Below are 12450 nucleotides of genomic sequence, written 5' to 3' on the forward strand. Positions count from 1 at the left end.
GAAAAAATAAGGGCAAGCGAAAATAAGTGTTCGCAAACAATTTTTCACGAAACTCTTGCATTGAATTTTTAAGCTATTATATTTGCGCTCCCGTTCGCGGAAAGGATCGGTAGTTCAGTTGGTTAGAATGCTGCCCTGTCACGGCAGAGGTCGCGGGTTCGAGTCCCGTCCGGTCCGCAGAAGGCTCTCAATGTTGAGAGCCTTTTTTATTTTATACCTGTTTGAAGATGAATGGGGTGGGGCTTAATTATAGTATATGCACAAGTTGGTTTATGCAATTGAAATTTCAACGGCACCTTTTGGCTTTTCGTCTTCAGGCTTAGGAAGTGTTACTATTAAAATTCCATTTTCGTAAGCAGCTGTAATTTGAGTGGCATCAATTTTTTTAGGCAATGCAAAATTCCTAGTAAAGGCTTGGTATTGAAATTCTTTACGGGTGTATTTTTCGCCTTCCGTTTGCTTTTCTTCTTGTGTGGTTGCACTAATTGTAAGTGTGTTTTCTTCTACTTTTAAAGTGAAACTTTCTTTGCTAAAACCCGGAATTGCCATTTCTATAGTGTAATCTTTGGAGGTTTCCTTAATGTTTACCAAAGGTGATGTTCTATACCATTCATTGTTGAACATGGTAGGCAAATCGTTGCTAAAAATGTTTTCAATTAAGTTTGAAAAGTGTGGAGTGGTGTTGCTCCAAGGTTTTACATTAAATGTTTTCATTGTTATTGAATTTTTTGATGAATAATTTATTCTTCAACTATCAATAGCAATGCCAGACAATATTGTCGGAAATAATGTCGCATCTTCGTTGTTTTGGAGCGACAAAATTTCAGGGAGCTAGATGCATAAACTGAATTATTAGCTGAGTTTTGTTTGCAGTAATTTAAAAAACTCATTTCGGGTAACATGGTTCTCGAATACTCCGGTGTAGGCAGAAGTGGTAGTTACGGAGTTTTGCTTTTGAACTCCGCGCATCATCATACAAAGGTGCTTGGCTTCAATTACAACGGCAACTCCTTGTGGGTTTAGCACTTCGTTTACACAATCTCTAATTTGAATGGTGAGCCTTTCTTGTACTTGTAATCTGCGGGCAAAAACATCTACTACGCGTGCAAATTTGCTAAGCCCTGCAATTTTTCCATTGGGAATATAACCAATATGAGCTTTGCCATAAAAAGGTAGCAGGTGGTGTTCGCAAAGCGAATAGAGTTCAATATCTTTTATGATTACAATTTCGCTGTGGCCTTCATTAAACAAAGCTCCGGCAAGCAGTGCGTGCGCATCCATTTGGTAGCCTTGTGTAAGATAGTGGATTGCCTTAGCTGCGCGCATTGGTGTTCTTTCCAAACCTTCGCGTGTAACATCTTCTCCAACAGTAGAGAGTAGTTCTGTATATAACTTGGTTGCTTTTTCAATAGATGCAGTATTGTAAATTTCTTGCTTGGTATAATTATTCATGGGCAATGTGCTTGGTGTACAATATTAAAATTTGTTTCAAAATTCTAATGTATTTACTGTTGTTGCACTTAAAATTCTTATGTGCTTTGGCAATAAAAAAGCCACCGTATAAAAACACGGTGGCTTTGGGTTTAGTTTATGATAATAATTATCGTACAGTAAATTTCTTAACTACTGCATTAGCCGGATTTTTGCTGTCAATAACTTTTGCAAAATAGATACCGGCAGTAAACTTGCTTAAATCTATAATGGTGTTATCGTCAAAATCAATATTTTGTATGGCTTTTCCTGCTACATCTGTAATTTGAACTTGGTAAGAGCCGAATTTATTTACAAATAGCTGAACAAAATCTGAAGCAGGATTTGGGAATACATTTACATCGAATGCAGCCACTTTATTTTCAACTTCTTTTACACCAACATAATTTTTAGAATTCCAAACCGGAAATACTAAACTGGTGGCGTTGCTTGGCGAGAATGCAATTCTTTGTACGGCAACTCTTGCAGTCATATCTACTCCATTGTAACGATATATTTGACCATCGCCCGGTTTTCTGCGGAAAAATTCGCCATCGTTCATTGGTAAGTTTGGATTTACTTGGTAGCGGGTGTAGTTGGAACTGCTGATAAGTACTCTTAGTTTGTGTCCTTTACCAAAAGTATAACCAATTGGTTGGAATTTGAATACGTATTCAATTACATCACCAATGTTGATATTGGTGTAAGGAATATATCTATCGGCAGAATCTTCTATACCGTTGAAGTAGGATGGGTGAGAAGGGTCAATAGTCATTTTATCTACTAATGAGCGTGCCCAATCTCTTGCACGGGCATTTACGCAACCTTCTTGTACAAACATTACACGACCATCAGGAAACTCATCGAATAAGCGAACAAACCAATCTGTATCGGTAGGACCATTTAACACACCTCCCGGATTTGTTTTAGCATACAATGTACATACTGGAAATCCCAAGATAGAGAATGTATCGGTTAGTGGCTCTGTTGAGAAAGAAATTACGCCTTCTCTGTTCATGGTATATTCAGCATTTTCGGGTGAAGACGCATCTATTTGGCTTTGGGAGTTTCTGGTGCCATCTGGAGCGCGAACAATCATGTTGTTTCCGCCACAAGTTAAAATCGGATCGTCTGGATCGTGGATGTAAGTTCTAAAACCTTCATTGGTTGTTGGTGCGCTATTGTCTATACTGCCATTTTGGTGCAAATACATTTTTTTCCATTCAACTCCGGTTTTTGGAGGGAATTCCTCTAGGTTTAACCAGTAGTTTCCTACGCCTGTATTGTTAAATCCTTTTTCGGCATCGGCTTGGTAATCGGGTCCGGCAAGGTATAATCTATAAGCAGCAATGCTGTCTAAGAAATTAGTTTTTGCAATTCCTTTTACTTTATTGTTTGCCAAGGCAGGAAGCAAAGCTCCGGTAGGCTTAATTGGCGGCATTGGAACAGAAATAATACCATTTTCTGTTTTAATTTCAACGGTAATGCCATTTAAGCTGTCTGTGCCTGCTAAGAAATTAATCATTTGCCCGAAAGGAATAATCACATCGTTGGCAGGCATTCTTACTTCTCTTATGGTATCCCACTTATTGAAAATATAAAGGGAATCTAATTTTTGCCAACGCTTTCCTGCTCTGATAATAAATTTGGGTTCACCTAAAGTATCGTTTCCATTATAGTTAAGGTTGTAACGGAACCAAGTAATAATATCGGATTGAATAATTTGGTCTAAAGGCACATTTGTAAGTTCTACATCGCTCAAATCTACTTTTGTAATTTCCGATACGTTTTCCGGATAGCGAGAATCGCGCCCTGTTATAGGGTCAATTCTTCTATCGCCCGAAACACGGCTGCCTACGGTTTGGTGTGCCCAAGGTCCAATAATGGTTTTTTGCATTTTTGCATAGTGGTCTTGGCCTGCTTCTTTTAATGCTTTTACGGCATAGTTGTGCGTGTTTATTTGCCCTTCGGTAAAAATATCCCACCAACCTGTAATGTGCATTACAGAAGTTCTAAGGTTACCATATCTGCTGTACTTTAAATTAGGAAGCGGCACTTCTACACCGTTGCCTAATTTTTGCACAGATTCGCCATCTTCGTTTACCCATGCTACACTGGCATCCATATCTGCTCTGCCTACGCTGGCAGGATAAAAACCTGCAAAATCTAAATCGCTGGTTGGATAACGCAAATATCTTTTAGATGTAAAGTGGTCAATGCAAAGATTGGCTGCATCAAACTTGTTTTGGTTATATTGAAGGTTAATTCCGTTTACTTCAAATTGTTTAGGCAAATCGTAATCGGCAGAAGAGTGGATATTATTCTGGCGATCTAAATCGGTAGGAATTGCATCGTCATCCGTTCCAGTAAATATCTGACCTTTTAACCATCCGGTAACGATTCTATCTCTAAAAACACCGTTGTTGTATCCGGTAGAAACATAGTGTTCTGTAGTTGCCACAATTGGCATTAAGCATTTTAACTCAGGAATGGAATCGGTAATTCTGTGTGCCAATGCTAGTTGCAATTGGGTGTTACCTAGTGCCGAAGCCCCAAACATACCGATGCTTCCGTTGTTTACTTTTGTATTGGTGTGTGGATAACCATCGTACAATTTTTTTGCCAAATCGTGGAAACCTAAGCTAGCAAAGTATGCAGAGTCCATTCTGGCAATAATTTTGATACTCTCGTATCCGTCTTCGTGTTTGTTACTGTTTTTCGGGTCGGTGAATGGTGTGTAATCCAATACGTGCGCCCAATTCGGGTGATACGCATTTTTATTCCAGCTATCGGAATACATTGGAAAATAAACACCCTCGCTCTGGTAGCGCCCGCGCATATCTTGTAAGCAATAGTTGTAGCCTAAAATTGCTAAAATAGAACCTACCACATCGGTTTCGTCTTGTTCACCTTTATCGTAAGGTGTTCTAGTGAAGATGGTTGGTAATTGGTATGGGTTGGGATTGGGTTGCCCGTTTATAGAATCGTAGAAAATAATTTGTTCACCCTTTTCAATAAAAGTAGGTGTGCCTTTTGCCTTCACCAAACCCACAAAAGGAATAGTGGTTTCAATATTGAAAGGTTGCACTAAAGAGTCGCGTAAACGCGGAAGGTACATATCTGTGTACAATCGCACGCCATCGGGCAACTGCATTGGCAGGGTGTACTTGGTGGTGAATTCTTCAAAGGCATCTAACTGTCCGTTGTTTTCCCATGCTTTTGTTTGGGAAAAAGCAGCTGCGGACGATAATAATAATGCTGCTGTTACAGAGAAGAGTTGTTTCATACTTTCGTTTGGTGCTGTGTTATTCCGTTTTTTTTAATGAAACACGATAATAAATATAAAGTTGTAAATTTTGTATATGAATTTTCTTTTTGGGAAAAAAAGTTTAGTGATTTCTTGGAAATAATAGAAAATGAAACGAGGTAAAGCTACGCTATTTTGCGTTGTGAGGCTACTTGCTCAAACGTTTCGTGATATTTAGGATGGTTGGTTTTCATAATTTTATCCCAAAAGTTGAAATACAAGCCATAATTGCAGTTTACAAAACGGTGGTGCATATTATGGTGTACCGAAGTGTTTGAAATTCCTGTTATTCTATTTTGGGTGAAACCAGATGAGAAAATTTCAAATCCGCAATGCCCCATCACATTCTCTAAGGTCATAAAAAGCAACCAAACAATAATTGCAGCGGGATGAAGCGGAATGGAGATAGCCATAATGGGCAATATAGCAACTTCTACTACTGCTTCCAATGGATGAAAAGCAAAAGCGGCCCAAGGTGTGGGGTTGGTGCTAATATGGTGAATGCGATGTACAAAGCGATAAATCTTTTTCCAATGCATAAAACGGTGTGCCCAATAAAAATAGGTGTCGTGTACTATAATCATACATACACAGGAAAACAAAAAATACCAAACCGAGTAATCGCTGAAATTGCGGTATATTTTGGTGTGGCCTTTTTCGGTTAAGTAAAATAGAAATGTTCCTACCAGCGAAAAAATAAACAGGGTGAGCAGCGAATATCCTATTTCTCTTTTTATCTCTGTATTAGCAACAAATTTTTGCTGAATCTTTTTATGTGAAAAGGGCTGTTTTTTCCATAAGTAGAAAAACACAAAAGCTATACCGGAAAAAACAACATACCGAAGTGTGGTAATAGGAAATATAAAAGCCCAATGTTCCAATAAATTTTTTAGCATGAATTGTAATTACCTTGCAAATCTAAAAATGGCTACATACTTATCCACAAGTTGGCAATAAGAAACTTGCAAAGGGGAATTAAACCTTTCATTTTTGGTTTTCACATTAAACAAACAATTTAATACACTCATGAAAAAAGTCATTTTCATTTTACTTGTTGGTTTTTTTAGCCTGCAAGGCTTTTCCCAATCTGCCGATGGTGCCTCTGTTACCGATTTTAGGAATATTTACTGGGGTGCAAAATTAGATTCCATCTTCCGTGATGGACAAAAATTAGAATTCATTAAAGAGCGTACCATGAATTTGAAAAATGCCTTTGTTTTAAAAGGCGATGCTATGAATATTGGCAATGTGCGCTTAAACAAACTCATCTATATTTTTAATGATGAAAATCGTTTTGTGAAAGTGTATAGCGAAGGCCCTAAAGAAGATTTTGAGCAAATGAAATTTATTTTGAAATATAAATTTGGTGAGCCGGTAAACGAAAGAACATTGGATGGCGTAACCATGTACCAATGGTTGGTGCGCGATGTTACTTTTACTTTAAAGCAATATGAATTTTTGCGTTTTGAATTGATAATTGAAAGTAGCTGGCAAGATGCAGAGGCATACAAAAAGAATACCTCTGTAAAAGATTTCTAAGGATTGTACTAAGAATAAATTAAGAGAAAGAGAGAGTTATTTAGCTCTCTCTTTCCATTTAGAGCCGCTTGTGGCGGAGGTGGCTTGTGGGGCTTTCTTAACTAGCAGCGATGCTGCAAACTTTTGGGCAGCAATAGCTGCAATAAACAATTCATCTTCAGGTTGCTCTATAAGCAGTTCGGGTTTAAAGTGTTTGGCAACAAAATTAGTATCAAAATTGCCCGATAAAAAATTAGGGTGCTGTACTACAAATTTCCCAAAAGCCAAAGTGTTTTTTACACCTGTAATTTTATACTCATCAATAGCGCGCACTAACTTACAAATAGCGTTTTCTCTAGTATCTGAGTAAGCAATCAATTTTGCAAGCATGGGATCATAATAAATTGGAATGGTCATACCTTTTTCATAGCCGTCATCTACGCGTATGCCCGCGCCTTCGGGCTTTTTGTATTCTGCAAGTGTGCCAATATCCGGTAGAAAATTATTTTGTGGATCTTCGGCATATACGCGCAGTTCCACGGCATGGCCGTTTAGTTTTATATCGCTTTGTGTAAATGCCAATTTTTCGCCACGTGCTACATTTATTTGTTGCCGTACTAAATCTATTCCTGTTATCATTTCGGTAACAGGATGCTCCACTTGCAAGCGCGTATTCATTTCTAAAAAATAGAAATTGAGTTGTTCATCTACCAGAAATTCAACGGTGCCGGCTCCGCGGTAGTTGCAAGAGCGAGCAACCTTTACGGCTGCTTCGCCAATAGCCATTCTCTTTTCGGGCGTGAGGCAAGAACTGGGCGCTTCTTCCACTACTTTTTGGTGTCTGCGTTGAACAGAGCATTCTCTTTCAAAAAGGTGCACAGTATTGCCGTACGCATCGGCCAATACCTGAACTTCTATATGTTTGGGTGCGCCAACATATTTTTCAATAAACACGCTACCATCGCCAAAGGCGCTTAATGCTTCGCTTTGGGCACGTTGCATTTGTTCTTCAAACTCGGTGGCGCTACTTACTACGCGCATTCCTTTTCCACCACCACCGGCACTTGCTTTTATTAAAACCGGATAACCGATTTTTTCGCACAGTACTTTAGCGGCTTGAATATCGCTAATAGCACCTTCGCTGCCGGGCACCATTGGAATATCAAACTTTTTTGCAGCCTCTTTTGCGGCTAATTTGCTTCCCATAATTTCTATGGCTTCGGGCGAAGGGCCTATAAAAATTAAACCTGCTGCTTCTACTGCTTGGGCAAATGCCGCATTTTCACTTAAAAAGCCATAGCCGGGGTGAATGCCTTCTGCTCCGGTTGCTTTGGCTGCTTCAATAATTTTTTCGCCAACCAGATAAGATTCCTTAGACGGTGCTGCACCAATAAATACAGCTTCGTCTGCCATGCGCACATGAGGCGAAAGCCTATCGGCTGCGGAATAAACAGCTACGGTTTTAATACCCATTTCTTTTGCCGTGCGCATTACCCTGAGTGCAATTTCGCCACGGTTGGCAATTAGAATTTTTTTCACTTACAGTTATTTGTACTGCAACAATAAAAAATTATTAGGCGTGTATGTTTAGGTTTGTTGTTTTATTCGGGTTTTATTTAAAAGCATTGCAGCGTGTACGAGCAAATTTTAAAGCGGGGAAAAGAAAAGAAGAAACAATTGGCAGATTCGTTTAAGAGAGCTGCACGTAAAAAAGGTGTAGAAAAAATGCTGCCACCGCTGCACGATGCTGCTTTTAAGGAAATAGACTGTTTGCAATGTGCGGGTTGCTGTAAGCATATTTCGCCACGTTTTAAAACGCCTGATGTAAAGCGAATTGCAAAATTTCTAGGCTTAAAAGAATCGGTGTTTATAGCTACATATTTGCACTTAGATGAAGATGGCGATTATGTGGTGCGGCAGCATCCTTGCCCATTTTTAGGCGCACATAATTATTGTACTATTTATGAAGTTCGCCCGGGCGATTGTAGAAAATATCCATACACCGATTCTGGCGATTTCTTTGCATATCCGCGCACTACGGTTCAAAATATTGATTACTGCCCCGCAGTAGTAAAAGTGTTGGAAGCATTGGAGGCTTCTATAAAGTAGGTTATTTTTTCAAACCAATTTCTCTTAGCCGTTCATCTAAGTATTCGCCTGCAGAAATTGGCTCGTATGCCAATGGATTTGTACTGCTTATGCAGGAAGCTAAAGCATCTAAGCGCATCTCGCTGCGCGGATGCAAAAAGAAAGGAATGGAATAGCGCGATGTATGCCATTTTTCTTTTGGTGGATTTACCACTCTGTGTGTGGTAGATTTTAAGCGGTTATTGGTGAGGCGCTGGAGCATATCGCCCACGTTTACTACTATGCAGCCCTCGGGAGCTGTAATGTCGAGCCATTCGTTTTGCTTGTTTAGCAATTGTAAACCTTCGGCAGAGGCTCCTACTAAAAGTGTAATGAGGTTAATATCTTCGTGCTGCTCTGCACGAATGGCGCTTTTGGGTTCTTGCGTAATAGGAGGGTAGTGAATGGCACGCAAAATAGAATTGCCATTGTGAATATGCGATGCGAAATATTTTTCGGGAAGATTTAAATGCACGGCTATGGCTTGCAATAAAGCGCTTCCGCTTTTTTCGAATGCTTTGTATAGTTCTACTCCTTTTTGAGTAAATGCCGGAATTTCGTTTACCGTAATATTGTTTGGGTAAATTTCGCTTACGGGATCGTTGCCTTCAACGGTTTGCCCTAATTGCCAAAACTCTTTTAAATCTGGCGCATCATATCCTTTGGCAGTTTCTTTGCCAAAAGAAGTATAGCCGCGCTGCCCTGCAAGTTCCGGTTTTTCATAACCTTTTTTGGTGGCTGTGGGCAGTTCAAAAAATTGCTTTACCAAATCGTAATACTCCTCTATGAGCGCAGCCGGAACGCCATGATTTTTCACACTTACAAAGCCTACTTCTTCAAATGCTTTGCCAAGTTCTTCAATAAAACTTTTTTTATCGGCATCGCTGCCATTTACATATTTATTTAAATCTACAACAGGAATAGAATGATTGCTCATAGTTTTCAATTTATTTGGAATCTATAAGCGAAGAAAATAATTCTTTATGAATATAGAATTACAATTGCCGTAGGTAGTCTATTACCAGTATGCGGTCTTTTACAATTTTTATCTCGTAATGAAGGTAGCCGCCTCCGGTAGAAACAAAACTGCCATCGTCTTTTAATGTAAGTTTGGTGGTGGCAATTACTTGTCCGTTTTTATCTACTGCATTTATGCGTACTTCTTTATCGTAGGTAAGTAGTTTGTTGGTAGAAGTATCGGTTACATAATCTCTTGTTTTGCGCAACTGCACAGGTGCAATAAACTGATTGTTTTCGGTAGCAAACAATGTAGGTAAGCTTTTATTAGAAGTAAAGAAGTAGATTTCGTAAGGTGTTTCGTTCTTTTTACAAGAAGAAAAAAGCAAACAGCCTACAACCGATAAAAATAAAAACCGCTTCATGTTTTCCATTTACTGCTTATGGTGCAATACGAAAAAATGAAGCGGTTGTTTCATTCCCAATAAGGGAACTATAAATTACGATATACTCATTTGTATTTTCTTTTGTATATCGCTCACGCTTTCTCTAAATTCTTGGTCGGTATCAATTAAGTTTTGTACCGCTTGGCAAGAGTGGATTACGGTTGAGTGGTCGCGCCCGCCAAAATGTTTCCCAATTACTTTTAATGAGTTTTTAGTATAGTTTTTAGCAAGGAACATAGAGAGTTGGCGTGCTTGCACTACCATGCGCTTGCGGGTTTTTTCTTTTAAAGTTTCTACGGGTACATTAAAGTATTCGCAAACTGTTTTTTGAATGTAGTCTATACTTACTTCGCGACTCATTGTTTTTACAAAGTTCTTAATTATCTTTTTAGCTAACTCCACATCCACATCTTTTTTATTGAGCGATGCTTGTGCTAGTAATGAAATTAAGGCAGCTTCTAATTCGCGCACGTTTGTATTGATGTTGTATGCTACAAACTCTACTACTTCGCGCGGCAGTTCAATGCCATCGGCATACATTTTCTTTTCTAAAATTCCAATGCGGGTTTCAAAATCCGGCACTTGCAAATCGGCACTTAATCCCCATTTAAAGCGAGAAAGTAATCTTTCTTCTATTCCTTCTAAATCGCGTGGAGAGCGATCGGTAGTGAGTACCAATTGCTTGCCATTTTGGTGAAGGTGATTAAATATATGGAAGAAAATATCTTGTGTTTTTTCTTTGTTGCTGAAGAACTGAATATCGTCCACCAGCAATACATCTATAAGCTGATAGAAGTGTATAAAATCGTTTACCGAATTATTCTTTACAGCATCGAAAAACTGGTTGGTGAATTTTTCGCTGGAAACATATAGCACGGTTTTATTGGGGAATAGTTGTTTTACTTCGTTGCCAATTGCTTGTGCCAAGTGTGTTTTACCTAAACCAACGCTACCGTAAATTACCAATGGGTTAAAAGCGGTGCCACCGGGCTTTTGCGAAACGGCATAGCCGGCACTGCGTGCTAAGCGGTTGCAATCGCCTTCTACAAAATTATCGAAGTTGTAATTGGCGTTTAATTGAGGGTCTATATTTATTTTCTTTAAACCCGGAATTACAAACGGGTTTTTAATGTTGCTTCCTTGTAGCGTTAATGGAAAACTTGTTTCGGGATTAGAGGCGTTGCCTGAATTGAAATTAGGATAATCTACGGTGCTGGGAGTAGAGCCATTGTGTTCTACCACGATGCGGTATTCTAAGCGGGCTTCGTTTCCTAATTCGCGTTTAATGGTTTTGCGTAATAGCGAAACATAATGTTCTTCGAGCCATTCGTAAAAAAATTGCGAAGGCACTTGGATGGTTAACACAGCCGCTTTTAATTCAACAGGTTTAATTGGTTCAAACCATGTTTTGAAACTTTGAGCACTTACATTGTCTCTGATAATTTCTAAGCAAGCACTCCATACAGATGCGGCCGATTTTTCCTTTACCATGTTTGAGTCCGTTTTTATGTTAGATGAATTGAATTTTGAACAATTAGCAGTTGAGGGTGTGAAAATGTACATTACGGTGTGAAAAAAAAATTTTTTTCCACTTGATTTTTTCAAGAAAAATACGTCTCAATTTTTCTTAAGAAAAACTTTGTTTCGTGCAACTGTGGAAATAGAATTTTTTATTTCTCAATTGTTGGTAAAAAGCAAACTATGTGCCAATTTTTACAGGTGCATTCGCAACCACAATACCTTTCTTTTTAGGCTCGAAATAATATTCTACTCTGCCTAATGCAATGCCTGCCCAACCTACTTGATTTACCAATACTTTTTTGCCATCGGCATTGGTTAGCTCATCGGGTTTAGGCATGAGTGTGTGCGTGTGGCCGCCAAGAATTAAATCTATGTTGCGACTATTGTATGCAAGTGTGAGGTCGCTTACTTTTTTCTCTTTGTATTTATAGCCAAGGTGCGAAAGGCAAACAACCAAATCGCATTTGTAATCGTTTTTTAAACGGGCAGCAATACGGTTGGCTGTTTTAATTGGGTCTTCATAAATGGTTTCGCCATAGTTGGGTTTGGTTACTAAACCATCTAATTCAATGCCAATACCAAACACGCCTACATCAATACCATCTATCTTGAAAATTTTGTAGGGCTGTGTTTTCTTAGCTAGAACTGTGTTGCTAAAATTATAGTTTGCACACAAGAATGGAAAATTGGCAAGAGGCATTTGTTTTGCCAATGCTTCTAAACCATTATCGAAATCGTGATTGCCAAGGGTAGAGGCATCGTAACGCATTTCGCTCATGAGTTTAAACTCAAGAGAGCCATTAAATAGATTAAAGTACGGAGTGCCTTGCCAAATATCGCCACTATCTAAGAGCAATACATTTTTTTCTTGACTGCGAATTTTATTGATTACGGCAGCACGGTTGGCAAATCCGCCTAAACCTTGAAAGCGACTTCCATCCATTGGAAATGGTTCTATGCGCGAATGTTGATCGTTGGTATGTAAGATGGTGAGTTTTTTTACATCGCCATGAGCAAAGGCTTCAAACGGAAATTGCGAGGCTAATAGTAAACCTGCTGCGGTTCCTGATTTCTTTAAAAAGTCTCTTCTGTTTAATTGCATTT

General features: G+C 38.9%; 11 protein-coding genes and 1 tRNA gene. 3 read left to right on the top strand and 9 right to left on the bottom strand.

Annotated features, from left to right (window positions below; translation table 11 throughout):
* Positions 1–103: 103 nt before the first annotated feature.
* A tRNA-Asp gene (locus KF872_03445) sits at positions 104–177 on the top strand.
* Between the two features lie 93 nt (positions 178–270).
* Here the strand turns inward: KF872_03445 and KF872_03450 are convergent.
* The 4 genes from KF872_03450 to KF872_03465 form a co-directional block, all read right to left on the bottom strand.
* A complete protein-coding gene (locus KF872_03450; protein ID MBX2902588.1) occupies positions 271–714 on the bottom strand; it encodes an Hsp20/alpha crystallin family protein in 444 nt (147 codons plus the stop codon).
* Positions 715–852: 138 nt separating this feature from the next.
* Positions 853–1452, bottom strand: a complete 600-nt coding sequence (gene folE, locus KF872_03455; protein ID MBX2902589.1) for a GTP cyclohydrolase I FolE — start codon at positions 1450–1452, stop codon at positions 853–855.
* Positions 1453–1600: 148 nt separating this feature from the next.
* Positions 1601–4756, bottom strand: coding sequence for a CocE/NonD family hydrolase (locus KF872_03460; protein ID MBX2902590.1), 3156 nt, complete (start codon positions 4754–4756; stop codon positions 1601–1603).
* A gap of 146 nt (positions 4757–4902) precedes the next feature.
* Positions 4903–5673 carry a sterol desaturase family protein gene (locus tag KF872_03465; GenBank protein ID MBX2902591.1) on the bottom strand — a complete coding sequence of 257 codons (771 nt, stop codon included), beginning with the start codon at positions 5671–5673 and terminating at the stop codon, positions 4903–4905.
* A 130-nt stretch (positions 5674–5803) separates the two neighbouring features.
* Between KF872_03465 and KF872_03470 the strand changes: the two genes are divergently transcribed.
* Complete coding sequence (locus KF872_03470; protein MBX2902592.1) at positions 5804–6316, top strand: hypothetical protein; 513 nt, start codon at positions 5804–5806, stop codon at positions 6314–6316.
* Between the two features lie 36 nt (positions 6317–6352).
* Here KF872_03470 and accC read toward each other — a convergent pair whose 3' ends face one another.
* Positions 6353–7834 carry an acetyl-CoA carboxylase biotin carboxylase subunit gene (gene accC, locus KF872_03475; protein MBX2902593.1) on the bottom strand — a complete coding sequence of 494 codons (1482 nt, stop codon included), beginning with the start codon at positions 7832–7834 and terminating at the stop codon, positions 6353–6355.
* A gap of 186 nt (positions 7835–8020) precedes the next feature.
* On the opposite strand from accC, the gene KF872_03480 reads away from it, so the two are divergent.
* Positions 8021–8404 (top strand): YkgJ family cysteine cluster protein, encoded by a 384-nt coding sequence (locus tag KF872_03480; GenBank protein MBX2902594.1) that lies wholly within the window; start codon positions 8021–8023, stop codon positions 8402–8404.
* Between the two features lies 1 nt (position 8405).
* On the opposite strand, the gene KF872_03485 is transcribed toward KF872_03480, so the two are convergent.
* From KF872_03485 to KF872_03500, 4 genes are all read right to left on the bottom strand, one after another.
* Positions 8406–9359, bottom strand: coding sequence for an isopenicillin N synthase family oxygenase (locus KF872_03485; GenBank protein MBX2902595.1), 954 nt, complete (start codon positions 9357–9359; stop codon positions 8406–8408).
* A gap of 58 nt (positions 9360–9417) precedes the next feature.
* Positions 9418–9804: a hypothetical protein gene (locus KF872_03490; protein MBX2902596.1), complete on the bottom strand. Its 387-nt coding sequence runs from the start codon at positions 9802–9804 to the stop codon at positions 9418–9420.
* 75 nt (positions 9805–9879) lie between these two features.
* Positions 9880–11316, bottom strand: a complete 1437-nt coding sequence (gene dnaA / locus KF872_03495) for a chromosomal replication initiator protein DnaA (protein ID MBX2902597.1) — start codon at positions 11314–11316, stop codon at positions 9880–9882.
* Positions 11317–11524: 208 nt separating this feature from the next.
* Positions 11525–12448: a metallophosphoesterase gene (locus tag KF872_03500; protein MBX2902598.1), complete on the bottom strand. Its 924-nt coding sequence runs from the start codon at positions 12446–12448 to the stop codon at positions 11525–11527.
* Positions 12449–12450: the final 2 nt, after the last annotated feature.

It is taken from the genome of Chitinophagales bacterium, from assembly GCA_019638515.1.
Taxonomy (GTDB): domain Bacteria; phylum Bacteroidota; class Bacteroidia; order Chitinophagales; family LD1; genus UBA7692.